The sequence below is a fragment of the Streptomyces ochraceiscleroticus genome (assembly GCF_000720485.1).
In the GTDB taxonomy this organism is placed as follows: Bacteria; Actinomycetota; Actinomycetes; order Streptomycetales; family Streptomycetaceae; genus Streptomyces; species Streptomyces ochraceiscleroticus.
The window spans coordinates 1-25,141 of sequence record NZ_JOAX01000021.1; the positions used below are offsets into that span (position 1 = coordinate 1).

Here is a 25,141-nt window from a genome sequence, read left to right on the forward strand (position 1 = left end):
CCCCCTCTTCGCTCGGCGTCCCCCGTCCCCCGCCCCCATCCCCCGTCAGCTCGTGGGCGGTTCTCCCTTGATGATGGCGAAGGTGGCGCCGTACGGGTCGCGGAACATCGCCAGGCGGCCGACTCCCTCCGCGTCCACCGGCGGGATGAGGGCGACCGCACCGCGCTCGGTCGCCGCCGCTGCCGTCGCGTCGCAGTCGTCCACGCCGAAGTACGGGTGCCATTCGGACGTGGAGCCGCGGTCGAGGTTCTCCTGGGGGAGCTGCATGATGCCGCCCTGGCCGAACGCGGGCGAGGCCGCGACGCCCGCCGGTACGACGATGGTGTACGCGCCCGCCTCACCCATCGGCAGGTCCTGGTACTGCCAGGAGAAGACTGAGTGGTAGAAGTCCTTCGACCGGGCGCTGTCCGTGGTGTACAGCTCGGTCCAGCACAGGGCGTTGGACTCCATCACGACGTCCAGCCCCTTCGTGTCGCCGGGCTGCCAGACCGCGAACTGAGCACCGTCGGGGTCGGTGAACGCGGCCAGCCGGCCCGCCGTGAAGACGTCCATGGGCGCGGCGCGGACCGTGCCGCCGGCCGTCTCCACCGCCTTGGCCGTGCCGTCCGCGTCCGGCGTGTGGAAGTACACCGTCCAGGAGGGGCTGGCGCCCTCCTCGACCAGCGGGCCGATCGCGGCGACGATCCTGCCGTCCAGCCGGAAGAAGCCGTAACCGCCGGCGTCCGGCCCGGCGGACTCGAAGGTCCAGCCGAACACCTCGCTGTAGAAGGCGACGGCCGCGTCCACGTCGGGGACACCGAGGTCGAGCCAGTTCGGCGCGCCCGGTTCGTACTTGGTCGAGAGCATGAGCAGATCCTTCGGTGTGAGGCGAAGCGTATGAACTGCTGTCATGACGGTGTGCGCCCGCCGGCCGGATACGGACCGCACCGCCCATTCTCTGAGCGTTTTCAGTGCGTTCTTCTGAGCTGTTCCAGCATGGCAGGCACCACTGACAGTCGCCCCGCAGCGACACGTCATCGCAGGTCAGGCGGCATGCCGCCGGGATGCCGCGCCGTCCCGGCGGTGGCTCGGCGACGACCGTTCACCGTCAGCTGCCGAACCGCTCCCGCAGCTCCCGCTTGAGGATCTTGCCGCTGGCGTTGCGCGGCAGCTCGGGGACGAAGACGACCCGCTTGGGCGCCTTGAAGGCGGGCAGCCGGGTGCGGGCGGCGTCGATCAGTTCCTGCTCGCCGAGGTCGCCCGCGTCCTCCGTCCGTACGACCACCGCCGTCACCGCCTCGATCCACCGGTCGTCCGGCAGCCCGATCACCGCGACCTCGGCAACCTTCGGGTGCTCGTACAGCACGTCCTCGACCTGCCGGGAAGCGACCAGCACGCCGCCGGAGTTGATGACGTCCTTCACCCGGTCGACGACCGTGAGGTACCCCTCGGAGTCCCGTACGGCGAGGTCGCCGGAGCGGAACCAGCCGTCCCTGAAGGCGGCGGCGGTCTCCTCGGGCTTCTCCCAGTACCCCTCGCACAGCTGCGGCGAGCGGTAGACGACCTCGCCCGCCGTGCCGTCGGGCACGTCCCGGCCCTCCTCGTCGACCACCCGCGCCTCCACGAAGAGCACGGGCCGTCCGCAGGAGTCCATCCGTCCCGCGTGCTCGCCCGGTCCCAGCACGGTCGCCAGCGGGCCGATCTCGCTCTGCCCGAAGCAGTTGTAGAAGGCGAGGCCGGGGAGGCGGCCGCGGAGCCGTTCCAGTACCGGCACGGGCATGATCGACGCGCCGTAGTACGCCTTGCGCAGCCCGGTCAGGTCGCGCGCGGTGAAGTCGGGGTGGCGGGAGAGGCCGATCCACACCGTGGGCGGCGCGAAGAGGCTGTCCGCGCGCCCTGCGCCCACCAGTTCGAAGATGGTCTCGGCCACGGGCGCGTCCAGGATGGTGTTCTCCGCGCCCACGGCCAGGTAGGGCAGCAGGAAGACGTGCATCTGGGCGGAGTGGTAGAGCGGGAGGGAGTGCAGCGGCCGGTCGGTTTCGGCCAGGTCGAGTGCGGTGATGGCGCTGACGTACTCGTGGACGAGCGCACGGTGGGTCATCATCGCGCCCTTGGGGAGCGCGGTCGTGCCGGAGGTGTAGAGGAGCTGGACGAGGGTTTCGGCGTCGACGTCCGCGAGCGGCGGGAGGGCGGCGAGACCCGCGGGGTCTCTGCGCAGCCGTGCCAGCCGGGCGAGCAGCGCGTCGTCGGCGTCGCGGAGCGGCAGGGTCCGTACGCCGTCCGGGAGTTCGTGGGCGAGTGCCGGTTCGGTGAGGACCAGCGAACTGCCGGATTGTTCGACGATGTACTGGAGGTCTTCGCCGGTGAGGTGGTGGTTGATCGGGACGTGGACGAGGCCGGCGCGGGCGCAGGCGAGGAATCCGATCAGGTACGCGTCGGAGTTGTGCCCGTACGATCCGACCCGGTCGCCGGGGTGCAGTCCCTCCCCGAGGAGCAGCCGGGCTGCGGCGGTGACCGCCTCGTCCAGTTGCCGGTAGGTCCAGGACCGTTCGGCGTACCGCACCGCCGTGCGCTCCGGCACCCGCCGCGCGCTCCGCCGCAGCATTCCGTCGACCGTACTGCTCCGCACTCCTGCCATGGCGCGATCCTGTGCCCAGCCTCCGCCCGGGTCAAGGGAGGCGGCACCGTGACGCGCCGGCCTCCGGAGCCACAGCCGCCGCGCCGCGCCGCGCCTCAGAGCGAGCGTTCGCCGCACCTCGGAGCGCGCGTCCGCGCCGCGCCTCAGAGCGCGCGTTCCCGCCCCTCCCAGTACGGAGCGCGCAGTCGCCTCTTGTAGAGCTTGCCGTTCGGGTCGCGCGGCATGGTGGTGATGAAGTCGACGCTCTTGGGGCGCTTGTAGCCGGCCAGCCGGGTGGCGCAGTGGGCCAGGATGTCGGCGGCCAGTGCCTCGTCCGGTAGGCGGCCGTCCGCCGGCTCGACGACGGCCTTGACCTCCTCGCCCCAGTCGTCGTGCGGGATGCCGAAGACGGCGGCGTCGGCGACCGCGGGGTGGCCGAGCAGCGCGGCCTCGATCTCGGCGGGGTAGATGTTGACGCCACCGGAGATGATCATGTCGATCTTGCGGTCGCGGAGGAAGAGGTAGCCGTCCTCGTCGAGGTAACCGAGGTCGCCGACGGTGAAGAAGTCGCCGATACGGTTCTGCTCCGTCTTGCCGTCGTCCTTGTGGTAGCGGAAGCCGCCGGTGGCCATCTTCATGTAGACGGTGCCCAGCTCCCCGGCCGCAAGGCGGCGGCCGTCGTCGTCGAAGACCGCCAGTTCGCTGATGGGCCAGGGCCTGCCGACCGTGCCGGGCTTCTTGAGCCAGTCCTCGGCGGTGGCGAACGCGCCGCCGCCCTCGCTGGCCGCGTAGTACTCCTCCACGCACCTCCCCCACCAGTCGATCATGGCGTGTTTGACGTGGTCGGGGCAGGGCGCGGCGCCGTGGATGGCGTGCCGCATCGAGGAGACGTCGTACCGGTTCCGGGTCTCCTCCGGGAGGGCGAGCAGCCGGTGGAACTGAGTGGGGACCATGTGGGTGTGCGTGCACCTGTAGGTGTCGATGAGGCGCAGCATCTCTTCGGGTGTCCAGCGGTCCATCAGGACGAGCCGGTGGCCGATGTGCAGGGCGGCGGCGGAGAACTGCAGGACGGCGGTGTGGTACAGCGGCGAGCACACCAGGTGCACGTTGTCGTCGAACGGTTTGATGCCGAAGATGCCGAGGAAGCCGCCGAGGTGGGTCTCCTCGGGGAGCTTGCCGGGCAGCGGGCGGCGGATGCCGCGCGGGCGTCCGGTGGTGCCCGAGGTGTAGTTCATGACCCAGCCGAGCGTGCGGCCCTCAGGAGCCGTCTCCGGCTGTCCGGCGAGGAGTTCCGGGTACGGGCGGAAGCCGTCGACCGTGCCGACCGCGTAGCGGCGCTCAGCGGGCATTCCGGCCTCGTCCGCGGCGGCGCGCGCCTCCTCACCGAACCGCTCGTGGGCGATCAGCGCCTTCGCCCCGGAGTCGGCCACGATCCAGGCGATCTCCGGGCCGACCAGATGGTGGTTGACGGGTACGAGGTAGAAACCCGCCTGCGAGGCCGCCAGGTGGGCGGTGAAGAACTCCACGCCGTTGGGCAGCACGACGGCGAACGCGTCGCCGCGTTCGAGGCCCGCTGCGCGCAGCCCGTGGACGAGCCGGTTGCACGCGGCGTGCAGCCGGCCCGCGGTCCACTCCTCGCCGTCCTGCGCGATCAGGACCGTACGGTCCGGGTCCGCTGCGGCCTGGGCCCAGAAGCCGGTGGGGGGTTGCGACATGGCCGAGCTCCCTTCGGGCGGATCAGACGCGACCCGCGATGCGGTTGATGCGGTCGATGGCGCGTTCGAAGCCGCGGGTGAGGTCGTCGAAGACGGCCTGCACGCTGCGGGTGTTGTTCATTTGCCCGACGATCTGGCCGACGGGGGTGCCGAGCAGCGGCTCGGTCTCGTACTTCTGGATGCGCGAGAGGGCGTCGGCGACGAGCAGGCCCTGCAGGGGCATGGGGAGCGGCCCCGGGCCCGCCGGGTCGTCCCAGGCGTCGGTCCACTCCGTACGGAGCTGGCGCGCGGGCTTGCCCGTGAGGGCGCGCGAGCGGACGGTGTCACCGGGGCCGGCCGCGAGCAGTTTCCGGGTGAGCCGCGGCGAGTGCAGCTCGGCCTCCTCGGTGGTCAGCCAGACCGAGCCGAGCCAGACGCCCTGCGCCCCGAGGGCCAGGCCGGCGGCGATCTGTTCGCCGGTGCCGATGCCGCCCGCGGCCAGTACGGGGAGCGGGTCGACGGCGCGCACGACTTCGGGGGTCAGCACCATCGTGGCGATCTCCCCGGTGTGCCCGCCCGCCTCGTAGCCCTGAGCGACGACGATGTCGATGCCGGCTTCCTTGTGGTGCCGGGCGTGCCGCGGGCTGCCGGCCAGCGCGGCGACGAGAATGCCGTGATCGTGGGCTCGTTGAACGATGTCGCCGGGCGGCGAACCCAGTGCGTTGGCCAATAGTTTGATCGGGTAGTCGAAGGCGACGTCCAACTGGGAGCGGGCGACCTGCTCCATCCAGCCGGTGATCCGCCACCCGGGCGCCGCGCCTTCGGGCAGTGGCGGCACCCCGTGCTTGTCGAGCGTCCGCTCGACGAAGGCGCGATGCTCCTCCGGGATCATCGCCTCGATGTCCGCCTCGGTGACGCCCTCGACCTTCTTGGCGGGCATCACGACGTCCAGGCCGTACGGCAGGCCGTCGGTGTGCTCCTGCATCCAGTCCAGGTCGCGCGCGAGGTCGTCGGCGGCGGCGTACCGTACCGCGCCGAGCACGCCGAACCCGCCGGCCCGGGTGATCGCCGCGGCCACGGCGGGGAACGGCGTGAACCCGAAGACGGCGTGCTCGACACCCAGTGTGCTGCTCAACTCCGTCTGCATGCGCGCAGGATGCCGCAGCCCGCCGCACGAGGGAAGAGATTTTCTGACACCACGTCAGTTTCCATGGTTCTTTCCACGGCGGTTTCTACGCCGGCTTTACGGCTGCCGGAGGAAGATCCCTGCCATGAGACCTCTCCCTGTCTGCGGCCCCGAGGGCCCGCTGCGCACCCCGGACGGCGCGCTCCGCCCCTCCCCCGTCCGTGCCGTGCTCTTCGACTTCTCCGGCACGCTCTTCCAGATCGCGTCGTACGCCGACCGCATACGTGCCGCCCTCGGCTCCCCGGTGAGCGAGGCGGCGATGGATGACCTGCTGACGGGTCTGGAGGCCGGTCTGGCGCAGCCTGCGGTCGTCGCGGCGCAGCGGGGCCGCGACGTGTCCGCTGCGGCTCACAGGCACGCGTTCACGACGTGGTACGCGTCCGTGCCGGGCCTGGTGCCGGTCGCGGAGGCGCTGTACGAGCAGTTGCGGTCGCCGGAGCACTGGCGCCCGTACGCGGACGCGGCGGCGACGCTGGACGCCCTCGCGGGGCGGGGCATCGCGCTCGGTGTGGTCAGTGACGTGGGCTGGGATCTGCGTCCGACCTTCGCGCACCACGGGCTCGACCGGTACTTCTCCGTGTGGGTGCACTCCTTCGAGCACGACACGGAGAAGCCCGACCCTGCGCTGTTCGGGCACGCCTGCCGGGAGTTGGGCGTGGCACCCGCCGAGACGCTGATGGTGGGCGACCACCCCGCCAAGGACGGCGGCGCGGCGGGCAGCGGGCTGCGGTCCTACGTACTGCCGGCCGGCGCCGCCCCAGGGGCGGTGCGCGGACTGGACGCGGTGCTGCGCCTGGTGTGCGCGCCCAGCCCTTAGAGAGCAGCAGGCCCTCGGCTCTCCGGTAGTGCCCTCAGCCCTCCAGTACGGCCATCGCCGCGTTGTGCCCCGGGATGCCGCTGACGCCGCCGCCCCGGAGGGCGCCCGCGCCGCACAGGAGGACGTTCGGGTGCGCGGTGGCGACGCCCCAGCGGGCGGCGGGGGTGCCCAGAGTGTCCTCCGTGCCGTCCTCCGCGTACGGGAAGGACAGGTCGCCGTGGAAGATGTTGCCGCCCGGGAGGCGCAGGTCCCGTTCCAGGTCCAGTGGGGACTTCGCCTCGATGCAGGGGCGGCCGTCGGCGTCGTGGGCCAGGCAGTCGGCCAGCGGCTCGGCGAGGTGCGCGTCGAGCTGTTCGACGGTGGCCTGCAGGAGGCGTTCCCGGGCGGCGTCGTTGTCATCCGCGAAGAGCCGCGCCGGGGTGTGCAGGCCGAACAGGGTGAGGGTCTGGTAGCCCTGGCGCACCAGGTCGGGGGCGAGGATGGAGGGGTCGGTGAGGGAGTGGCAGTAGATCTCGCTGGGGGGTGCGGTGGGCAGTTCGCCGGCCGCGGCCTGCTGGTAGGCGGTCTCGAGCTGCTCGTAGCCCTCGGCGACGTGGAAGGTGCCGGAGAACGCCTCGCGCGGGTCGACGGTCTCGTCCCGCAGCCGGGGCAGCCGCGTCAGCAGCATGTTGACTTTGAGCTGGGCGCCTTCGGGGGGCTCGGGCGGCTGCTCTCCGAGGAGCGTGGCCAGCGTCTGAGGGGCGGCGTTCACCAGGACGTGGCGGGCGGCGAACGTGCCCTGTGCGCACGTCACTTCGGCCGTCGTGCCGTCGGTGGCCAGGCCGGTCACCTCGTGTCCGGTGGCGATCTCGGCGCCTGCCTGCCGGGCGGCGCGGGCCAGCGCGTCGGTGAGTGCGCCCATGCCGCCGAGCGGCACGTCCCAGTCGCCGGTACCGCCGCCGATGACGTGGTACAGGAAGCAGCGGTTCTGCCGCAGGGACGGATCGTGCGCGGAGGCGAACGTGCCGATCAGGCCGTCGGTCAGGACGACGCCGCGTACGAGGTCGTCGGCGAAGGTCTTCTCGATGGTCTCGCCGACCGGCCGCTCGAACAGCGCCTGCCAGGCGTCCTCGTCGTCGATCCGGGCGCGCAGCGCGGCACGGGTGGGAAGCGGTTCGGTGAGGGTGGGGAAGACACGCTCCGCGAGCCGGGCGGTGGTCCCGTAGAAGCGTTCCCACGCCTCGTACTCGCGGTCCGAGCCGGTCAGCGCTTCGAAGGCGGCACGGGTGCGGGCCGGGCCGCCGCCCACGAGGAGCCCGCCGGGGCGGCCGTCGCGGTCGGCGGGCGTGTAGGAGGAGACGGTGCGTTTGCGAACGGCGAAGCGCAGCCCGAGGTCCTGCACGATCTTCGGGGGCAGCAGGCTGACGAGGTAGGAGTAGCGGGAGAGCCGGGCGTCGATCCCGGCGAAGGCCCTGGTGGAGACGGCGGCGCCACCGGTGTGGTCCAGCCGTTCGAGTACGAGCACGCTGCGCCCGGCGCGGGCGAGATAGGCGGCGGCGACGAGGCCGTTGTGCCCGCCGCCGACAATGATCACGTCATAGGACGTCCGTTCCGGCATGTCTCTTGGTAGCACGGAGCGATCAGTACCGGCCAGAGGTCGGTACTCCTCCGGTCAGCAGCGAACGGGAACGGTCACTTCTGAGCCCGTTCGATCAACTCCCCCTCCACACCGGCCGCCACCGCCACACCTCGACGCCGAGTGCCACCTGTACGCCCCGGGTCCGGCTGTCACCCGTACGCCTCAGTGCCCCTGCGTCCCCCGCTGCTGCCGCAGTGCCGCCACCCGGCGGTACAGACCGACCGCCTCGGCGGCGCGGCCGAGCTGCTCCAGACAGTGCGCCTCATCCGTGCGGCTGGCCAGCGCGTCGGGATGGTCGGGCCCGAACACTCGCTCGCGGGCCTCGGCGACCCCCCGGTACATGGACAGCGCCTCGGCCCAGCGCCTCAGCCACCCCAGCCCCACCGCGACCTCGCGGCGGCTGACGAGCGTGTCCGGGTGCTCCGCGCCGAGCACCTTCTCGCGCAGCGCGCACACCTCGCGGGCTTCGGCGAGCGCCTCCTCCCAGCGCCCGAGCCGCCCGAGGTTGACGCCGAGGCCGTGCCGGGCGCGCAGCGTCTCCGGGTCCTCCGCTCCCTGCGCCTCCGTACGGGCCGCCACCAGGTCCCGGTAGAGCGTCAGGGCCTCCGCGCTGCGGCCGAGCCGGCCGAGGCTTATCCCGACCTCGTAGGTCGCGGCGAGCGTGTCGGGGTGGTCGGAGCCGAGCGCCTGTGCGCGCGCCGCGGCCACGTCCTGGTAGGTGCGCAGCGCTTCGGGCCAGCGCCCCAGCCGGCCGAGCGTGTAGGCCACCTCGCAGCGCGTCACGAGGGTGTCGGGGTGGCGTTCGCCGAGCACCCGGGCGCGCGCCGCCGCGACCTCCCACGCCACCTCGTAGGAGTCCTCCAGACGGCCGAGGCGGCTGAGGTTGAAGGCGAGGTTGTGGCGGCAGCGCAGGGTGTCGGGGTGGTCGGCGCCCATGGTGCGGTCACGGGCCGCCAGTACCGCCGTGTAGACCTGGTGCGCCTCGAAGTGGCGGCCCAGCCTGCCGAGGACGTACGCGGTCTCCTGGCGCGCCGCGAGCGTGTCGGCGTGCTCGGGGCCGAGCGTCCGCTCGCGGCCCGCCGCGACCGCCTCGTACTCGCGCAGCGCGTCCGCGAAGCGGCCGGAGCGCGAGAGGGTGAAGGCCACTTCGAAGCGGCTGGCGAGGGTGTCACGGTGGTCGGGCCCGAGCACGTGTTCCCGTTCGGCGGCGACCGCGCGGTGCACCTCGCCCGCCTCCTCCCAGCGCCCGAGCCGCCCCAGGCTCAGCCCGGCGTTGTGCCGCCCTGCGAGCGCGGCGAGCGTCGCGGGCGAGGGGGTGGGGCGTTCCCGGGCGGGCGGGGTGCCCTCGGGGCGGTCGGGTTCGAAGCCCGCGGTCCAGGAGCCGGTGAGCTCGCCGACGGCGCCTCGGGACGGCGTGCGGGACGCGCGGGCCGGCCGCGCGCCGGCTCCGATCCGCATGCCGGTGGCCCAGGCGGGCAGCCCGGCGCCGACCGACTGCGGAGCGCGGGCGGTGGCGATGCGCTTGCCCAGCTCGGCGGCGTCGCGCGGGCGGTCGTCGGGGTCCTTGGCGAGCAGGTCGAGGACGATGCGCTCGTACGGCTCGGGGAGGTCGGGACGGCGCTTGCGGAGCGGTTCGGGCGCGGTGTCGCGGTGTCCGACGAGCACGGCCCAGGCGTCGTCGAATTCGAACGGCGGGACACCCGTGGCCAGTTCGTACAGCACGCAGCCCAGCGAGTACAGGTCGCTGCGGTGGTCGATGGTGCCGCCCGCGATCTGCTCGGGCGACATGTAATGCGGGGTGCCCATGGCGATGCCGGTGCCGGTGAGGCGGGCGGTGAAGCCGATGTCGTGGCCGAGCCGGGCGATGCCGAAGTCGCAGATCTTCACCGTGCCGTCCGCTATCCGGACGATGTTCGCCGGCTTCAGATCCCGGTGCACGACCGCTTGCTCGTGCGTATACGCGAGCGCCGCCGACACCTGGTCGGCGATCTCGACGAAGTCCGGTACGGGCAGCGGGTCCTTGCGGTTGTCGTCGAGAAGCTGGCTGAGATTGCGCCCGTCCAGCAGCTCCATGACGATGTACAGAATGCCGTCGTCCTCGCCGAAGTCGTGCACGACGGTGATGCCGCGGTGCTGCAGCCCCGCGGCCACCCGCGCCTCGCGCCGGAACCGCTCGCGCAGCACCCGCATGAACGAGGGGTCCTGCTGCTGCCCCAGCGGCTTGAGGCACTTCACCGCGACCTGGCGGCCCAGGGACTCGTCCCGGGCCCGCCACACCTCGCCCATGCCCCCGCGCCCGATCAGATCGATCAGCCGGTAACGGCCGTGGATCAGCCTGCTCTCCCCCATCGCCTGCTGCCGCCCCCCGTCGCCGTCGTCACTCCTGTGGCTCCCCCTGAGCACCGTGAGCCCTCAGTATGGCGGCCGGGTGGCACAGCTTGTAGGCCGACGGGCGGGTGCCGGGTCCGAGTCTGGCCACCGCGCGCAGGATGTGCTTCGGCGGCAGCTGCCGGCGCACGGTCGGCGGGACCGCCCGCAGTACGCGTCCCGCGGCGCGCAGCCGCCGGTCGACGGCCGCAGGGGGCGGCACCGGCCTGCCGTACAGCTCGTGCGCGTACGGAGGGAGCGCCTCGTACGCCAGCGAGGCCACCCGCCGCCACAGCAGCGCGCGTACGGGGGCCAGCGGGAGGGGCGGTGGCGGGGGCCGGCCCCACCGGACGGGCAGCCATGCAGTTCTCCCGTATGTACGCGTCGCCCACCGCCCCTCCGTCACCGCGGAACCGCCCTTCACCCGTACGGGATCATCTGCGTACGCGGGGCATCCCCAGGCCGATCCAGGAGATGATCTCCCGCTGGATCTCATTGTTCCCACCGCCGAAGGTGAAGATGACGGCCGAGCGGTAACCGCGCTCCAGCTCGCCGTGGAGCACCGCGCCCGCCGAGCCCTCCTTCAGGGGGCCGGCCGCGCCGACCACCTCCAGCAGCCAGGCGTAGGCGTCCCGGCGCGCCTCGGAGCCGTACACCTTGACGGCTGAGGCGTCCTGCGGGGTGAGGGCGGCGCGCTGGAGGGCGTCGACCATGCGCCGGTTGAGCAGCTTCAGGGCGTCCAGTTTCGTGTGCGTGCGGGCCAGCCGGGTGCGGACCCAGCCCAGGTCGATGACGCGCCGGCCGTCGGCGAGCTTGGTCTCCATGGCCCAGCGCTGGACGTCGTGCAGCGCGCGGATGGCCATCGCGCCGTGCGCGGCGAGGGTGACGCGTTCGTGGTTGAGCTGGTTGGTGATGATGCGCCAGCCCTCGTTCTCCGCGCCGACCCGGCGGCTCACGGGGACGCGGACGTTCTCGTAGTAGCTCGCGGTGGTGTCGTGGCCGGCGAGGGTGTTGATGAGGGTGCAGGAGTAGCCGGGGTCACTGGTGGGGACCAGGAGCATGCTGATGCCCTTGTGGGGCGGCGCTTCGGGGTCGGTGCGGACGGCCAGCCACACCCAGTCGGCGGTGTCGCCGTTGGTGGTCCAGATCTTCTGCCCGTTGACGACGTAGGAGTCCCCGTCCCGTACCGCGCGGGTCTTCAGGGCCGCCAGATCGGTGCCCGCGTCCGGTTCGCTGTACCCGATCGCGAAGTCGATCTCACCGGAGAGGATCCTCGGCAGGAAGTACGCCTTCTGCTCCTCGGTGCCGTACTTCATGATCGTCGGGCCGACGGTGTTCAGCGCCATCAGGGGCAGCGGCACGCCCGCCTGGGCCGCCTCGTCGAAGAAGACGAACTGCTCCATCGGCGTGAGGCCGCGGCCGCCGTACTCCTCGGGCCAGCCGACGCCGAGCCGGCCGTCGGCGCCCAGGCGGCGGACCGTCTCGCGGTAGAACCGTTTCCGTTCGGCGGGCGCCGCGTACCGCGCGTACGCGTTGTCCGGCACCAGTTGGGCGAAGTAGGTCCGCAGCTCGGCGCGCAGCCGCTGCTGTTCGGGCGTGTATTCGAGGTGCACGGCCCCTCCTGTCCCGGTCTGACGGCCCGTCGCTGCCGTGGACTGACGGCCCGTGGGGTCGCCCGCACGGTAGAACGTGTTCCAGTAATACGGAAGGGGCGGACGCGCGCCTCTTCCGCGCGCAGCTCGCCGGGCGATCTGAGAAGGTCGAGCCATGCTGCGTACCGTCCGGGCGGTCGCCGGCCACTGGACCGCCGCCCTTCCCGTACTCGCCGTCGTCCTGCTCGCGCTCTCCTGGGGCCGTTCGCTGCCCGGCCCGGCCGTGGCCCTCGTGGCGTGCTTCCTGGCCGGCGCGGTGCTCGCGGCGGTGCACCACGCGGAGGTGGTGGCCCACCGGGTGGGCGAGCCGTTCGGGTCGCTCGTGCTCGCCGTCGCGGTGACCATCATCGAGGTCGCGCTCATCCTCACCCTGATGACCGACGGCGGGGACAAGTCCGCCTCGCTCGCCCGGGACACCGTCTTCGCCGCCGTGATGATCACCTGCAACGGCATCGTCGGGCTGTGTCTGCTGGTGGGCGCGTTGCGGCGGCGGGTCGCGGTGTTCAATCCGGAGGGCACGGGCGCGGCGTTCGCCACCGTGGCCACGCTGGCCGGGCTCAGCCTCGTGCTGCCGACCTTCACGACGAGCAAGCCGGGGCCGGAGTTCGCGCCCGCACAGTTGATCTTCGCCGCGCTCGCGGCCGTGGTGCTCTACGGGCTCTTCGTCGCCACCCAGACCGTGCGGCACCGGGACTACTTCCTCCCGGTGACCTCGTCCGGCAGGGTGATCGACGAGGACGACCACGCCGATCCGCCCACCCGGCGGACGGCCCTGACCAGCCTGGGCCTGCTGGCCCTGGCACTGGTCGGCGTGGTCGGGCTGGCCAAGGCCGTGTCGCCGACGATCGAGGCCGGGGTGGCCGCGGCGGGGCTGCCGTCCTCGGTGGTCGGCGTGGTGATCGCGCTGCTCGTCCTGCTGCCGGAGACCATCGCGGCGGTACGGGCCGCCACCCGCGACCGCGTGCAGACGAGCCTGAACCTCGGGCTCGGCTCGGCCATGGCGAGCATCGGCCTGACCATTCCCGCGGTCGCCGCGGCGTCCATCTGGCTGAGCGGCCCGCTCGTCCTCGGCCTCGGCGCGACGCACATGGTGCTGCTCGCCCTCACCGTGGTCGTCGGCACCCTGACGGTCATCCCGGGGCGCGCCACGCCCCTCCAGGGCGGCGTCCACCTGGCCCTGCTGGCCGCGTATCTCGTGCTGGCGGTCAGCCCCTAGGGAAGCCCCCGGCCGTCCTCAGTGACGTCAGCCTCAGTGACGTCAGCCGTCCTCGCTGCGCGTCCGGCCGGAGTGACGGCGCAGGTGGAAATGGGGGCCGTGCGGAATGTGCGGCGTGTGCTCATCGCGCTCGGGACGGGACTGCGGCGCGGTCTCCGCCTCGAGGGCCCGCTCGGCCAGGCCGACCGGCACCGCGTGCACGTGCCGCCGCTCGCAGTGCGGGCAGATCGGCGAGGTCAGCGGGGAACGCACCCTGCGCCCTTCGATGCGGTACTCCTGGGAGCGCTGGCCCGCGGAGTCGGTGACGATCACGATGTCGTAGGTCTGCTTCCAGGCGTGTCCGCATCCGGTGCAGCTGAATGCGTACGTCTGCCGCAGGTCACCCGGTTCGGCCATGGCTCGCTCCCTTGTGGCCGGCGCGCCGCGCCCGGCGCGGCCGCTCCCAGGCAGCCATCATCACGCGCCCGGAGGCGTCCCGCAACGCTCGCGGCGAGCCCGCGGGGCCGCATCGCGGCGGCCCGCCGCGCGCCCGGCGGGCCCGGACTCCCGACCTCGGACGCCCGGCCCCGGCCCAAGGCCACCCCGCCGCCGTCGCCGGGCCCGGCGGCCAGTACTTTCTCCCCGACCGAGGGAGACGAGGACACACGATGCGTTATGCCGACGGCCCGGCGGCCGAGTACGAGATTCGGATCGCGGCGGCCGCGCCGCGGGTCTGGGAGCTGGTCAGCGACATCGACCTGCCCGCCCGGATGAGCCCCGAACTGCACCGCGTCGAATGGCTCGACGGCGCCACCGCGCCCGCGCCGGGCGCACGCTTCACGGGGCACAACCGCCACCCGAAGATCGGCGAGTGGCAGACCGTCTCACAGATCGTGACGGTCGCCGCCGAGCGCGAGTTCTGCTGGGCCGTCCTGGACACCGGCGGCCGGTTCGGCGCACCGGTGGCGGACCCCGCGCAGTCCCTCGCGACCTGGCGTTTCGTCCTGGAGCCCGCATGCGGGCACGTCCTCGTACGGCATTCGGTACGCATCGGCCCCGGCGCCTCCGGGCTCAGCGCCGTCATCGCCCGTATGCCCGACCGGGAGGAGCAGCTCATCGAGGCCCGGCTCGCCGAGCTGCGCACGGGCATGGCGGCGACCCTGAAGGGCATCAAGGCGCTCGCGGAGGGCTGAGGCGCCTTGGCGTCGGGCGGGCAGCGAATGTGCGATACGGGCACCCGCCCGGGTACCCGGCGCCGGGACCACTGCGACTGACGTGGCGCGGCGGCCCGCCGAGCGCGGGATTACCAGTGCACACGGCCGGGTCGATCTCGACCCGGCCGTCGGCATTTCCGCAGGTCGCAAGGCCAACCGTTAGAAAGACATCAAGCACGGGGCCGCTCCCGTAAGGGAGCCGTCAACGGCGAGCGCAGGGACTCGGAACGGCGGTTTGCTCTTACCGTCAGTTCACCTCCCACTCGTTCAGGAGCTCTCGATGGCCGACGTGGCCCTCGTCGTCACCACGCTCGCGGTCTTCGCGCTGGTGGCCCTCGTCGCCAAGGGGGTCGCAAAGCTGTGACCACCGAAAACATCGTCGGCCTCATCGTGGCCGTCGCCCTGCTGGGCTATCTCGTTCTCGCCCTCATCGACCCGGAGAGGTTCTGAGCGCGACATGAGCCCCGTACTTGCCGGCGTGCTCCAGCTGCTGGCACTGATGGCCGCGCTGGCGCTCGCGTACCGCCCGCTCGGTGACTACATGGCCCGGGTCTACTCCTCCCCGCGCCACCTGCGGGTGGAGAAGTGGATCTACAAGGGCATCGGCGCCCACCCGGACACGGCGATGCGCTGGCCCGCGTACCTGCGCGGGGTGCTGGCCTTCTCCGCGGCGGGCGTCCTCCTCCTGTACCTGCTGCAGCGGCTGCAGGGCTCCCTGCCCGGCTCGCTCGGCTTCGCCTCGATCGACCCGGACCAGGCGTTCAACACCGCCGCCTCCTTCGTCTCCAACACCAACTGGCAGTCGTACGCGGGCGAACAGGCCATGGGCCACGTCGTGCAGACCGGCGGCCTGGCGGTGCAGAACTTCGTCTCGGCGGCGGTCGGCATGGCCGTCGCCGTGGCCCTCGTACGCGGCTTCGCACGGTCCCGCACCGGCGAACTGGGCAACTTCTGGGCCGACTTGGTGCGCGGCACCGTGCGCATCCTGCTGCCTCTGTCCGTCATCGGCGCGATCGTCCTGGTCGCGTGCGGTGCGATCCAGAACTTCGCCGGCATTCACGAGGTCGGCCAGTTCCTGGGCGGTCACCAGCAGTGGCAGGGCGGTGCCTACGCCTCGCAGGAGGTCATCAAGGAGCTGGGCACCAACGGCGGCGGCCTCGCCAACGCCAACAGCGCCCATCCCTTCGAGAACCCCAACGGCTTCACCAACCTCTTCGAGGTCTTCCTGATCCTGCTCCTCCCCTTCGCCCTGACGCGCACGTTCGGGCGGATGGTCGGCTCGCTCAGGCAGGGTTACGCGCTGCTCGCCACGATGGGCGTCATCTGGGTGGGCTTCGTGGCGCTGATGATGTGGACGGAGTTCCACCACGGCGGCCCGGCGCTGCAGGCCGCGGGCGCTGCGATGGAGGGCAAGGAGACCCGCTTCGGCATCGGCGGCTCCTCCCTCTTCGCGGTCTCCACCACGCTCACCTCGACCGGTGCCGTGGACGCCTTCCACTCCTCCCTCACGGGCTTCGGCGGCGGCCTCACCCTGCTGGGCATGCAGCTGGGCGAGATCGCGCCCGGCGGCGTGGGCTCCGGGCTGTACGGGATGCTGATCATGGCGATCATCGCGGTGTTCCTCGCGGGCCTGATGGTCGGCCGGACACCGGAGTACCTGGGCAAGAAGATCGGCACGCGGCAGATCAAGCTGGCCGCCTGCTACATCCTCATCACTCCGGCGCTGGTGCTGTGCTTCACCGCCGCCGCGATGGCCCTGCCCACCCCGCCGCACTCCATGGCCAACACCGGAGCACATGGCTTCACGGAGATCCTGTACGCCTACACCTCCGGCGCCAACAACAACGGTTCGGCCTTCGCCGGGCTCAACGCCGACACCCCGTGGTTCAACACCACCATCGGACTCGCCATGCTCCTCGGCCGCTTCCTGCCGATGGTCTTCGTCCTCGCGCTGGCCGGCTCGCTCGCCGAGCAGCAGCCCGTCCCCGAGACCGCGGGCACCCTCCGTACGGAGAAACCGCTGTTCACCGGCCTGCTGGTCGGCTCGATCCTGATCATCACCGGCCTGACCTACTTCCCCGCCCTCGCGCTGGGCCCGCTCGCCGAAGGACTGGCGTCATGACCACCGACACCACAAACCAAGAACTCGACACCACGAGGCAAGCAGCCGGCACCACGCAGCAAGAAGCCCTCCTGCCCACCGCCCCGCCCACCCGCGCGCCGCGCCAGGATCCGCCGACCGGACACGAGGGCCAAGGGCGCGTCGGCGCCGGTCTGTTCGCTCCCGGGCAGTTGGTGAAGTCGCTGCCGGACGCGGTACGCAAGCTCGACCCGCGCATCATGGTGAAGTCGCCCGTGATGTTCGTGGTCCTGGTCGGCTCGGTGCTGACCACCGTGTTCGCCTGCACGGACCCCGGTGACTGGTTCGGCTGGACGATCAGCGCCTGGCTCTGGCTGACCGTCCTCTTCGCCAACCTGGCGGAGGCCGTGGCCGAGGGCCGCGGCAAGGCGCAGGCGGACACCCTGCGCAGGGCCAAGACCGACACCGTGGCCCGCCGCCTCGCCGGTGACACGGAGGAGCGCGTCCCCGGTACCGAACTGCGCGTCGGCGACCGGGTGGTGTGCGAGGCGGGCGACATCATCCCCGGTGACGGCGACGTCGTCGAGGGCGTGGCATCGGTCGACGAGTCCGCGATCACGGGCGAATCGGCGCCGGTCATCCGGGAGTCCGGCGGCGACCGGTCCGCGGTCACCGGCGGTACGAAGGTACTGTCCGACCGCATCGTCATCAGGATCACGGCGAAGCCCGGCGAGACCTTCATCGACCGGATGATCAATCTGGTCGAGGGCGCGGCCCGGCAGAAGACACCCAACGAGATCGCGCTGAACATCCTGCTCGCGTCCCTCACGATCGTCTTCCTGCTCGCCGTGGCCACCCTGCCGCCGTTCGCGTCGTACGCGGGCACGCATCTGACCATGGTCGTCCTGGTGGCCCTGCTGGTCTGCCTCATCCCGACCACGATCGGCGCACTGCTCTCCGCGATCGGCATCGCCGGCATGGACCGCCTCGTCCAGCGCAATGTCCTGGCGATGTCCGGGCGCGCCGTCGAGGCCGCGGGCGACGTCTCCACCCTCCTGCTGGACAAGACCGGCACCATCACCCTCGGCAACCGCCGGGCCGCCGAGTTCGTCCCCGTACGCGGTACCACCGCCGCCGAGGTCGCGAGCGCCGCCCAGCTCTCCTCGCTGGCCGACGAGACCCCCGAAGGCCGCTCCGTGGTCGTGCTGGCCAAGGAGAAGTACGGGCTGCGCGAGCGCACTCAGGCGGATCTGGCGCACGCGGAGTGGATCGCCTTCACCGCGCAGACCCGTATGTCGGGCGTCGACGTCGACGGGCGCCGCATCCGTAAGGGAGCGGCCGGTTCGGTCCTCACCTGGGTCAGGGAACAGGGTGGCACGGTTCCCGAGGACGCCGAAGAGATCGCGAACTCCATCTCGGAGGCGGGCGGCACGCCCCTGCTGGTCGCTGTCGAAGGCGCCGACGGGGCGCGGGTGTTGGGTGTCATTCACCTCAAGGACGTGGTCAAGGAGGGGATGCGGGAGCGGTTCGAGGAGCTGCGCCGGATGGGCATCAAGACTGTCATGATCACGGGTGACAACCCGCTGACCGCGAAGGCCATCGCGGACGAGGCGGGTGTGGACGACTTCCTCGCCGAGGCCACGCCTGAGGACAAGATGGCCCTGATCAAGCGGGAGCAGGCGGGCGGCAAGCTGGTCGCGATGACGGGCGACGGTACGAACGACGCCCCGGCGCTGGCCCAGGCGGACGTGGGCGTGGCCATGAACACCGGCACCTCCGCCGCCAAGGAGGCCGGCAACATGGTCGACCTCGACTCCAACCCGACGAAGCTCATCGAGATCGTCGAGATCGGCAAGCAACTCCTCATCACCCGGGGCGCGCTGACGACCTTCTCGATCGCCAACGACGTCGCCAAGTACTTCGCGATCATCCCGGCACTGTTCGCCGCGGTGTACCCCGGCCTGGACAAGCTCAACATCATGCGGCTGTCCTCTCCCGACTCCGCGATCCTCTCCGCCGTCATCTTCAACGCGCTGATCATCATCGCGCTGGTACCGCTGGCCCTGAAGGGCGTCCAGTACCGGCCGGCCGGCGCGGACAGAATGCTCCGCCGCAACCTCGGGATCTACGGGCTCGGCGGCCTCGTCGCCCCCTTCCTCGGCATCAAACTCATCGACCTGCTTCTCTCCCTCATCCCCGGAATCGGCTGATCACGGTCATGAACAACTCGGTCACCCACACCGCCCGGCTCGTCGGCGCGGGCCTGCGCGCCCTTCTGCTCCTGACCGTCGTGTGCGGCGTGCTCTACCCGCTCGCGGTCACCGGCATCGCCCAGGGCCTCTTCCCCCACCGGGCCAACGGCTCGGAAATCAAGGCCGACGGCAAGGTCGTCGGTTCCGAACTGATCGGGCAGCGCTACGACTTGCCGCTCGCCAAAGGCCGGGAAACCCCGCGGCCGGACCTCAAGTGGTTCCAGCCCCGCCCTTCCCACGGCCTCGGCACCAACACCGTCAACACCCAGTACAAGCTGCTCCTCTCCGGCGCCACCAACCGCTCCGCCGACAACCCGGAGCTGCTGACCTGGGTCAAGGACGCCAAGGCCGCGGTCGTACGCGACAACTCGGTGCCGGGCTATCGCGTACGCCCCTCCCAAGTCCCCGCCGACGCGGTCACCTCCTCCGGCTCCGGCCTGGACCCGGACATCTCCCCGCAGTACGCCCGGCTCCAGGTCCACCGCGTCGCGGAGCGCAATCACCTCCCGGTCGCCCGGGTGGCCGGGCTGGTCGAGGACCACACCGAGGGCCGCATCGCCGGCTTCATGGGTGAACCGCGGGTCAACGTCCTCCAACTCAACGAGGCGCTGCGGGACCTGACGGGTAGCTGAGCTGACCGTGGGGGAAACTGGCCGATCTCGTCGTCACACCGCCGGGCTGACGGGCCGGCCCTTCACGAGTACTGCCGGGAGACGGCATCCTGGACGCATCCGACGCACAGGAGATGCGATGCGCCACTGGAAACCGGGTACGCGGCGGCTCCTCGCGGGAGCCCTGGCCGCGTCCGCCGGGGTCGCGGTCCTCACCGCTTTTCACACGTCTCCGAGGGACGGCGGCGGGGCCGTCGTGAAGCGGCCGACGCAGGCCGAGCGGGAGTCGTGGATGTCGGAGCAGGAGCTGCGGGAGGTCCTGCGCCACGACGGGCCCAGGGAGTTCAAGTAGGGGCACTTCCTCTGCCTGAAACTCCCGGGGCCACTGCAACTCCCTGACTGGAAAGGGTGGTTACTCGACGGCCTGGTACACGGCGGCGGCCTGTGCGCCGTGTTCGGAGGAGAACAGGTGGTTGTCCGTGTAGTTGCCGGACGAGTCCACGTTGCGGTGGCTGTTGGTGCCGACGATCTGCGGCGCGCTGACCAGGTTCTTGACCATCGGGCCGCCGGAAGCGCCGCCGCCCATGTCGCAGTCCATCTGAAGCCGCTCGTCCAGCGGGTTCCACTCGGAGGCGTCCACGGTGTCACCGGCGCAGTACATCTGGTCCTCGCCGCTGAAGTCGCTGTCCGGCCGGTTGTAGCCGCGGCCGGGGTAGCCGAGGGAGAAGACGAGGTCGTTGTCCGGGGAGTTGGAGCGGAACTCATACCCGTAGGCGCCGACCTCGTCCTGGAGGTAACCGCGCTGTGCGTCCTTCTTGACGACCATGGCGCCCATGTCCGCGTAGCGGTAGTCGGGTTCGTCGATCCACTGCTGGGGGACGACGGAGTAGTCCTTGACCCACCCGCCGTACGGGTCGTCGCCGCCCCGGGAACCGGGCAGGAAGATGCTGTTCTTGGTCCAGCCGCCGCTCTCCTTGTCGTAGAGGCAGTGCGCGGCGGTCCACAGCATGGAGCGGTTGTCGTGCGTGATGACCGACGCCGTGCACTGTGCGGGCTTACCGTTGGCCTGCTGGAACAGGAGGAGTCCGGTCTGCCGCCACGGGGACCGGTGCGGGAACGGCGTGCGCAGCGACCGGGACAGCTCGGGGTCGTCGGCAGCCGCCCGCGCGTTCCGCTCCGCGTCCCCGGCGGCGCCCTTCGGGAGCGTCGGACCGGCGGACATCGACACATCGGGCAGGTCGGCCCCGTCGGTCGGGGTTCTCTTCTGCCGCGTGGCGGACTCGTGGGCGGTGCCCGCGTCGGCGGGGTGGGCCATCGCCTCGGCTCTGCGCTCGGGTGTCCAGTAGGCGCGTACCGTACTGGACTTCGCGGTGTCGCGGTCGACGTGTACTCCGGGAAGGCGGGTGCCCTCGGCGGCACCGGGTCCGGCGGCCTGTGCGGTGCTGCCGAGGGCGGCCAGTAAGGCTGAGGCGGCCATGGCAGCGACGGTGATCCTGATGCTTCCGGCTGGTCTCATGCCGCGAGGAGATCATGCCCCCGTCATGTCATGAACGGGACAATACCAGCAGGGCTTATTCCGCCCGAATTCTGGCCGACTGCCGGGGGTTGACAGCGCCGGGCCGCGAACGGGCTGCCGCTCTCCCACCGTACGCGACCGTGCGGGAGGCCGCTCAGAAGAGGCCGCTCATCCACAGGAAGCCCTCCCCAGAGGTTCGCGCACCGCAAGGGTGCATCAGCACTCCGTCACCGAATCCGGGATTTCGTCAGCAAGGCGTCAGGATGCGTACGTTTTTCCGCTCCAGCGGGCACATGGTTTCTGGCGCGCCCCGGAGGACCCCAGCTCCTCAAGGAGGAAATGCCATGTCAGACGTCTCACCGGCCGAAGAGCCGGAAGCGCGTGGCCAGGGCCGGGCGGGAGCACTGTACGTACCCGTCCGGCCCGGGCCTGCCGGATACGCGGCCCGCCTGTTCCGTACGCCGCTCGGCGAACGTACCGCCGTCGGCTTCACCACCCTGCAGCAGCTCGTCAGCACGCTCGGCCCCGGCCAGGCGTGGATCAAGCTCTCGGAGCCGGCCCTGCGAGCCCTGACCGTCCCGCTGGGCATCACGCGACTCCTGCTGAACCCCTCGCTCGCGGCCTCCACCGCGGCACCGAGCGCACGTGCCGCGGCCCCGCGGCTTCCCCTCACCATCCGGCGCGGTGCCCGGAAGCGCTCGGAGGTGACCACGACGCTGCCGGCGCGCTCGGATATGGCCACGGCGCTGCATGCGATCGCCATCCGCCAACATCTCGTGAAGACCGGGACCGTCGGCGCGAAGACCGCGTAAGGACGACATCCGGCCGGCCGAGAACGGCTGGAGCCTGGGCGGGCCTGCGCAGGTAAGGAGTCAACCGCCTGTCCACCCTGGCCACGGCGCCCGATCCCGGTGACCGATACCGACTGGCGGCGGTCACCGGGCCGGGCGCGCTGTCGCTGGAGGGGAGGCGGTACGATCGGAACGATTTGAACTCGTTCAAAAAAAGGGGGGAGCACGTCATGGCTGAGCCGACCGCACCCAACCCGACCGACACACCCGCCGTCGCCCTGGGTCCCACCGCACTCGTCCTCGGCGCCTTCTCCGCGATAGGCGCATGGGTGCCCCCGCTCGTGTTCGTCACGCTTCCATGGACGATCATCGCCGGAGCCCTCGCCGTCACCCTCGGCGCGACGGGCATCCACCACGCCCGGCGCGGCGCCGGCCGCCTGTGGACCGCCCTCGCCGGCACCGCCCTCGGCGCCATCGGCCTCATCGGCACCGTCACCCTCATCTGGCTACTCAGCACCTGACCCGGAGCCCACAACGCAGCGCCCGCTACGGCGCTCCCACGATGCGCAGCGCGATGTCACCGTACTGGTAGGCGAGTTGATCGACGGTGAACTCCCCTCCCTCGCGGAACCAGCTCGACACGCCAATACCCATGTCGAGGATGGAGTACGAGGCGATCCTGGCCGCAGGGACACGGAAGACGCCCTCGTCCGCACCCCGTTCGATGAGCTCACGGAAGCGGGTCTCATAGTCGCTGCGGCGGGCGAGCACCCGCGCCTGGTCGGGCTGTTCCAGGCTGCCGATCTCGCGATTGCCGACGAATGCCTCCAGGCGGTGGCGCGCGTGATAGCGAATGTGCGCCTCCACGGAGCGGCGGAGCTGCTCGCGCACATCGTCCACGCCCGCCACCGCCGCCGAGTTGTCCGCGATGAGCTGCTCCATCGTGCCGATCATGATCTCGGCGAGGAGGTCGTGCTTGGACGTCACGTGCTTGTACAGGCTCGGGCCGCGGATGCCGACGGCGGCTCCGATGTCGGTCATGGTCGTGGACCGGTAGCCCTGCTCGGCGAACAGCCTCAGCGCGGCCTCGCGGATCCCCGCCCGGCGATCGGCCGCGGGCGTCCCCTCGGCGCGGGGCGGCCGATGCGGCCGCTCGTATGCCTCACGTGGGGATTCAGTCACGTGTCCCCTCCTCCAGCTATTGCTGATTAGCCAGCCATGCCACTCCTGAGCAGCCACTATAGACCGAACCCTTGACACCGCACCCTGCTCGGCCATGTCATGGCTAATGGTCAGTAGCCAAGATCAGGGGAGAGACGTGTCCATCAGCTTCGAGATCGACGAGCGGGTCGCCGGCATCGCACGGCGCACCGCGGAGTTCGTTCGGGACGTGGTGATACCCGAGGAGCGGGCGTGCGACGGGGACGTCCACGCCGGGCCGGAGCCGCTGCGGCGGCGGCTGCAGGAAGGGGCCCGGGCGGCCGGGGTGTTCGCTCCGCATGTCGGCGAGGAATTCGGCGGGCTCCGGCTCGATCTGCGCGGGCAGGCGGTCGTGTTCGAGGCAGCCGGTTACTCCCTTCTCGGTCCCCTCGCGCTCAACTGCGCGGCGCCCGACGAGGGCAATATGCATCTGCTCGAAGTGGTGGCCACCGAAGAGCAGAAGGCGCGGTATCTGCGGCCGCTCGCCGCGGGTGAGGTGCGTTCCTGCTTCGCGATGACCGAGCCGGCGCCGGGCGCCGGCTCCGATCCGCGCGCGCTGGCGACCGTGGCCACGAGGACCAGCGGTGGCTGGCGGATCGACGGCCGCAAGTGGTTCATCAGCGGGGCCGACGGGGCGGCGTTCGCCATCTGCGTGGCCCGCACCAGCGGCGGCCCGGGTGACCCGGGCGGCGCGACCATGTTCCTGGTCGACTCCGACAACCCGGGCATGAAGATCGTCCGCAATATCGACACCTTGGACCACGGTCTGTTCGGCGGGCACAGCGAGGTCGTCTTCGAAGGCTGCGAGGTGCCGGACAGCGCCGTCCTGGGCGAGGTGGACGAGGGCTTCCGCTATGCCCAGGTGCGCCTCGGTCCCGCGCGCATGACGCACTGCATGCGCTGGCTCGGCGTGGCGCGCAGGGCGCAGGACGTCGCCCTGGAGCGCGCGGCGGACCGTTCGGCGTTCGGCGGAAAACTGGCCGAACTAGGCATGGTGCAGCAGTTGTTGGCGGACTCGGAGATCGACATCGAGACCGGCCGCGCGGTGCTGTGGCGGGCCTGCTGGGAACTGGACCAGGGGCGTTCGGCCGCCCAGCACACCTCGATCGCCAAGACGTACGTCTCCGAGGCGGTGGGCCGTGTGGTCGACCGTGCCGTCCAGGTGTGCGGCGCGCTCGGCATCTCGGGGGACGCCCCGCTGTCGCGGCTGTACCGCGAAGTCCGTCCCTTCCGTATCTACGACGGCCCGTCCGAGACCCACCGCTGGGCGATCGCCAAGCGGGCGGTGCGGGCCGCGACGGAGCGGAGGGAAACGCGATGACCGGGACCGGGGCGGCTGTGGCCGGCGTGGACATGGCCGCGTTGCAGCGTTACTTCGCGCGTCATGTGCCCGAGTGCGCGGGCGAGTTGAGTCTTCGCCTGTTGCAGGGCGGGCGTTCCAATCTCACGTACGAGGTGACGGACGGTACTCACCGCTGGGTGCTGCGTCGGCCGCCGCTGGGGGTGCTGACGCCGACGGCGCACGACATGGGCCGGGAGTTCCGGGTCGTGTCCGCGCTCGGCGGGACCGGCGTGCCGGTCGCCCGCGCGGTGCTCTCGTGCACGGACCCGGAGGTGATCGGGGCGCCGTTCTGTGTCGTCGACTTCGTCGAGGGCACGGTGCTGCGCGACGGCGAGGCGGCCGCCGCGCTGTCCCCCGGGGACGCCCGCCGCAGCGCCGAGGCGCTCGTCGACGCCCTGGTGGAGCTGCATTCGGTGGATGCCGTCGACGCCGGGCTCGGTGGCTTCGGCCGCCCCGAGGGCTACCTGGAACGGCAGGTGCGCCGGTGGCGGGGCCAGTGGGACAAGGTCGCCACCCGGGAGCTGTCCGGCCTCGACGCCCTGTACGGCCGGCTCACCACCTCCCTCCCGGTGAGCGGCACCTCGGCGATCGTGCACGGCGACTACCGGCTGGACAACACGATCCTGGCTCCCGGCGACGTCGGACGGATCGCGGCGATCGTCGACTGGGAGATGGCCACGCTCGGCGATCCGCTCGCCGACCTCGGGATGCTCCTGATGTACTGGGATCCGGCCTGCGAGCCGGTCCTCGGGGCGCGCCACGTCCCGACCGCCAACCCCGGCTTCCCGGCCGGCCGCGAACTCGCCGAGCGGTACGCCGCGTTGTCCGGCCGCGACATCGGCTCCCTCGCCTTCTACCAGGCGCTCGGCTGCTTCAAGCTCGCCGTGATCGCCGAGGGCATCCACGCCCGCTATCTCGCGGGACAGACCGTCGGCACCGGTTTCGAACACGTCGGCTCCGCGGTCCCCGCACTGCTGCGCTCGGGCCTCGAGCTGCTGGCGTGACCACCG

At 71.5% G+C, this 25,141-nt stretch carries 23 protein-coding genes and 1 pseudogene; 13 read left to right on the forward strand and 11 right to left on the reverse strand.

Going from position 1 to position 25,141, the window contains the following annotated elements; all coding sequences use genetic code 11:
* Positions 1–45: 45 nt before the first annotated feature.
* The 4 genes from IG84_RS0124555 to IG84_RS0124570 all read right to left on the reverse strand — a co-directional run bounded on the left by IG84_RS0124555 (position 46) and on the right by IG84_RS0124570 (position 5,437).
* Positions 46–846 (reverse strand): VOC family protein, encoded by an 801-nt coding sequence (locus IG84_RS0124555; RefSeq protein ID WP_031061297.1) that lies wholly within the window; start codon positions 844–846, stop codon positions 46–48.
* A 241-nt stretch (positions 847–1,087) separates the two neighbouring features.
* The gene (locus IG84_RS0124560; RefSeq protein WP_031061302.1) at positions 1,088–2,617 is read right to left on the reverse strand and encodes an acyl-CoA synthetase; all 1,530 of its coding nucleotides are present in this window, start codon (positions 2,615–2,617) and stop codon (positions 1,088–1,090) included.
* Positions 2,618–2,760: 143 nt separating this feature from the next.
* Positions 2,761–4,311, reverse strand: a complete 1,551-nt coding sequence (locus IG84_RS0124565) for an acyl-CoA synthetase (protein ID WP_031061304.1) — start codon at positions 4,309–4,311, stop codon at positions 2,761–2,763.
* A gap of 22 nt (positions 4,312–4,333) precedes the next feature.
* The gene (locus IG84_RS0124570; RefSeq protein ID WP_031061307.1) at positions 4,334–5,437 is read right to left on the reverse strand and encodes an NAD(P)H-dependent flavin oxidoreductase; all 1,104 of its coding nucleotides are present in this window, start codon (positions 5,435–5,437) and stop codon (positions 4,334–4,336) included.
* A 124-nt stretch (positions 5,438–5,561) separates the two neighbouring features.
* Between IG84_RS0124570 and IG84_RS0124575 the strand changes: the two genes are divergently transcribed.
* Positions 5,562–6,293, forward strand: coding sequence for an HAD family hydrolase (locus tag IG84_RS0124575; protein WP_031061311.1), 732 nt, complete (start codon positions 5,562–5,564; stop codon positions 6,291–6,293).
* A 34-nt stretch (positions 6,294–6,327) separates the two neighbouring features.
* Here the strand turns inward: IG84_RS0124575 and IG84_RS0124580 are convergent, their stop codons facing one another.
* From IG84_RS0124580 to IG84_RS0124595, 4 genes and pseudogenes are all read right to left on the reverse strand, one after another.
* Positions 6,328–7,890 carry a phytoene desaturase family protein gene (locus tag IG84_RS0124580; protein WP_031061314.1) on the reverse strand — a complete coding sequence of 521 codons (1,563 nt, stop codon included), beginning with the start codon at positions 7,888–7,890 and terminating at the stop codon, positions 6,328–6,330.
* A gap of 183 nt (positions 7,891–8,073) precedes the next feature.
* Positions 8,074–10,260, reverse strand: a complete 2,187-nt coding sequence (locus tag IG84_RS0124585) for a serine/threonine-protein kinase (RefSeq protein WP_031061317.1) — start codon at positions 10,258–10,260, stop codon at positions 8,074–8,076.
* Between the two features lie 28 nt (positions 10,261–10,288).
* Positions 10,289–10,618 (reverse strand): annotated as a pseudogene (locus tag IG84_RS0124590) (oxygenase MpaB family protein); the annotation flags it as partial.
* 94 nt (positions 10,619–10,712) lie between these two features.
* Positions 10,713–11,891 (reverse strand): acyl-CoA dehydrogenase family protein, encoded by a 1,179-nt coding sequence (locus tag IG84_RS0124595; RefSeq protein ID WP_031061320.1) that lies wholly within the window; start codon positions 11,889–11,891, stop codon positions 10,713–10,715.
* 154 nt (positions 11,892–12,045) lie between these two features.
* Between IG84_RS0124595 and IG84_RS0124600 the strand changes: the two genes are divergently transcribed.
* Positions 12,046–13,146, forward strand: a complete 1,101-nt coding sequence (locus IG84_RS0124600) for a calcium:cation antiporter (protein ID WP_031061323.1) — start codon at positions 12,046–12,048, stop codon at positions 13,144–13,146.
* Between the two features lie 42 nt (positions 13,147–13,188).
* Here IG84_RS0124600 and IG84_RS0124605 read toward each other — a convergent pair whose 3' ends face one another.
* On the reverse strand, positions 13,189–13,542 hold the full coding sequence (locus IG84_RS0124605) for a hypothetical protein (protein ID WP_031061326.1): 354 nt from the start codon (positions 13,540–13,542) through the stop codon (positions 13,189–13,191).
* Positions 13,543–13,793: 251 nt separating this feature from the next.
* Here IG84_RS0124605 and IG84_RS0124610 point away from each other — a divergent pair, with 251 nt between their 5' ends.
* The 7 genes from IG84_RS0124610 to IG84_RS0124640 all read left to right on the forward strand — a co-directional run bounded on the left by IG84_RS0124610 (position 13,794) and on the right by IG84_RS0124640 (position 19,634).
* Positions 13,794–14,318 (forward strand): SRPBCC family protein, encoded by a 525-nt coding sequence (locus IG84_RS0124610; protein WP_031061331.1) that lies wholly within the window; start codon positions 13,794–13,796, stop codon positions 14,316–14,318.
* A 256-nt stretch (positions 14,319–14,574) separates the two neighbouring features.
* Entirely contained in the window at positions 14,575–14,703 is a 129-nt protein-coding gene (locus IG84_RS42670) for a hypothetical protein (protein ID WP_281179373.1), read from the forward strand.
* Positions 14,700–14,789: a K(+)-transporting ATPase subunit F gene (kdpF, locus tag IG84_RS39315; RefSeq protein ID WP_037800831.1), complete on the forward strand. Its 90-nt coding sequence runs from the start codon at positions 14,700–14,702 to the stop codon at positions 14,787–14,789. Before IG84_RS42670 ends, kdpF begins: the two co-directional genes overlap by 4 nt.
* 7 nt (positions 14,790–14,796) lie before the next feature.
* Positions 14,797–16,461, forward strand: a complete 1,665-nt coding sequence (gene kdpA, locus IG84_RS0124625) for a potassium-transporting ATPase subunit KdpA (RefSeq protein WP_031061334.1) — start codon at positions 14,797–14,799, stop codon at positions 16,459–16,461.
* Positions 16,458–18,629 (forward strand): potassium-transporting ATPase subunit KdpB, encoded by a 2,172-nt coding sequence (kdpB, locus tag IG84_RS0124630; protein WP_382467475.1) that lies wholly within the window; start codon positions 16,458–16,460, stop codon positions 18,627–18,629. Before kdpA ends, kdpB begins: the two co-directional genes overlap by 4 nt.
* Before the next feature lie 8 nt (positions 18,630–18,637).
* On the forward strand, positions 18,638–19,303 hold the full coding sequence (locus IG84_RS0124635) for a potassium-transporting ATPase subunit C (protein WP_031061342.1): 666 nt from the start codon (positions 18,638–18,640) through the stop codon (positions 19,301–19,303).
* 118 nt (positions 19,304–19,421) lie between these two features.
* The gene (locus tag IG84_RS0124640; protein ID WP_031061344.1) at positions 19,422–19,634 is read left to right on the forward strand and encodes a hypothetical protein; all 213 of its coding nucleotides are present in this window, start codon (positions 19,422–19,424) and stop codon (positions 19,632–19,634) included.
* 60 nt (positions 19,635–19,694) lie between these two features.
* Here IG84_RS0124640 and IG84_RS39015 read toward each other — a convergent pair whose 3' ends face one another.
* Positions 19,695–20,759, reverse strand: coding sequence for a trypsin-like serine peptidase (locus tag IG84_RS39015; RefSeq protein ID WP_051862340.1), 1,065 nt, complete (start codon positions 20,757–20,759; stop codon positions 19,695–19,697).
* A gap of 383 nt (positions 20,760–21,142) precedes the next feature.
* Between IG84_RS39015 and IG84_RS0124650 the strand changes: the two genes are divergently transcribed.
* On the forward strand, positions 21,143–21,610 hold the full coding sequence (locus IG84_RS0124650; protein WP_063761845.1) for an SAV_915 family protein: 468 nt from the start codon (positions 21,143–21,145) through the stop codon (positions 21,608–21,610).
* Between the two features lie 209 nt (positions 21,611–21,819).
* On the forward strand, positions 21,820–22,110 hold the full coding sequence (locus IG84_RS0124655) for a hypothetical protein (RefSeq protein ID WP_037800832.1): 291 nt from the start codon (positions 21,820–21,822) through the stop codon (positions 22,108–22,110).
* A 25-nt stretch (positions 22,111–22,135) separates the two neighbouring features.
* Here the strand turns inward: IG84_RS0124655 and IG84_RS0124660 are convergent, their stop codons facing one another.
* Positions 22,136–22,771, reverse strand: coding sequence for a TetR/AcrR family transcriptional regulator (locus IG84_RS0124660; RefSeq protein ID WP_031061356.1), 636 nt, complete (start codon positions 22,769–22,771; stop codon positions 22,136–22,138).
* 136 nt (positions 22,772–22,907) lie between these two features.
* Here IG84_RS0124660 and IG84_RS0124665 point away from each other — a divergent pair, with 136 nt between their 5' ends.
* Together IG84_RS0124665 and IG84_RS0124670 are read left to right on the forward strand one after the other, a co-directional pair.
* Positions 22,908–24,110, forward strand: a complete 1,203-nt coding sequence (locus tag IG84_RS0124665; RefSeq protein WP_031061358.1) for an acyl-CoA dehydrogenase family protein — start codon at positions 22,908–22,910, stop codon at positions 24,108–24,110.
* A complete protein-coding gene (locus IG84_RS0124670) occupies positions 24,107–25,135 on the forward strand; it encodes a phosphotransferase family protein (protein ID WP_031061360.1) in 1,029 nt (342 codons plus the stop codon). The genes IG84_RS0124665 and IG84_RS0124670 overlap by 4 nt, the downstream gene beginning before the upstream one ends.
* Positions 25,136–25,141: the final 6 nt, after the last annotated feature.

Coding starts and splice junctions, on each gene's coding strand:
- IG84_RS0124555 (WP_031061297.1), bottom strand. CDS start 846: ATGCTCTCGACCAAGTACGAACCGGGCGCGCCGAACTGGCTCGACCTC.
- IG84_RS0124560 (WP_031061302.1), bottom strand. CDS start 2,617: ATGGCAGGAGTGCGGAGCAGTACGGTCGACGGAATGCTGCGGCGGAGC.
- IG84_RS0124565 (WP_031061304.1), bottom strand. CDS start 4,311: ATGTCGCAACCCCCCACCGGCTTCTGGGCCCAGGCCGCAGCGGACCCG.
- IG84_RS0124570 (WP_031061307.1), bottom strand. CDS start 5,437: ATGCAGACGGAGTTGAGCAGCACACTGGGTGTCGAGCACGCCGTCTTC.
- IG84_RS0124575 (WP_031061311.1), top strand. CDS start 5,562: ATGAGACCTCTCCCTGTCTGCGGCCCCGAGGGCCCGCTGCGCACCCCG.
- IG84_RS0124580 (WP_031061314.1), bottom strand. CDS start 7,890: ATGCCGGAACGGACGTCCTATGACGTGATCATTGTCGGCGGCGGGCAC.
- IG84_RS0124585 (WP_031061317.1), bottom strand. CDS start 10,260: ATGGGGGAGAGCAGGCTGATCCACGGCCGTTACCGGCTGATCGATCTG.
- IG84_RS0124600 (WP_031061323.1), top strand. CDS start 12,046: ATGCTGCGTACCGTCCGGGCGGTCGCCGGCCACTGGACCGCCGCCCTT.
- IG84_RS0124605 (WP_031061326.1), bottom strand. CDS start 13,542: ATGGCCGAACCGGGTGACCTGCGGCAGACGTACGCATTCAGCTGCACC.
- IG84_RS0124610 (WP_031061331.1), top strand. CDS start 13,794: ATGCGTTATGCCGACGGCCCGGCGGCCGAGTACGAGATTCGGATCGCG.
- kdpA (WP_031061334.1), top strand. CDS start 14,797: ATGAGCCCCGTACTTGCCGGCGTGCTCCAGCTGCTGGCACTGATGGCC.
- kdpB (WP_382467475.1), top strand. CDS start 16,458: ATGACCACCGACACCACAAACCAAGAACTCGACACCACGAGGCAAGCA.
- IG84_RS0124635 (WP_031061342.1), top strand. CDS start 18,638: ATGAACAACTCGGTCACCCACACCGCCCGGCTCGTCGGCGCGGGCCTG.
- IG84_RS0124640 (WP_031061344.1), top strand. CDS start 19,422: ATGCGCCACTGGAAACCGGGTACGCGGCGGCTCCTCGCGGGAGCCCTG.
- IG84_RS39015 (WP_051862340.1), bottom strand. CDS start 20,759: ATGGCCGCCTCAGCCTTACTGGCCGCCCTCGGCAGCACCGCACAGGCC.
- IG84_RS0124650 (WP_063761845.1), top strand. CDS start 21,143: ATGTCAGACGTCTCACCGGCCGAAGAGCCGGAAGCGCGTGGCCAGGGC.
- IG84_RS0124655 (WP_037800832.1), top strand. CDS start 21,820: ATGGCTGAGCCGACCGCACCCAACCCGACCGACACACCCGCCGTCGCC.
- IG84_RS0124670 (WP_031061360.1), top strand. CDS start 24,107: ATGACCGGGACCGGGGCGGCTGTGGCCGGCGTGGACATGGCCGCGTTG.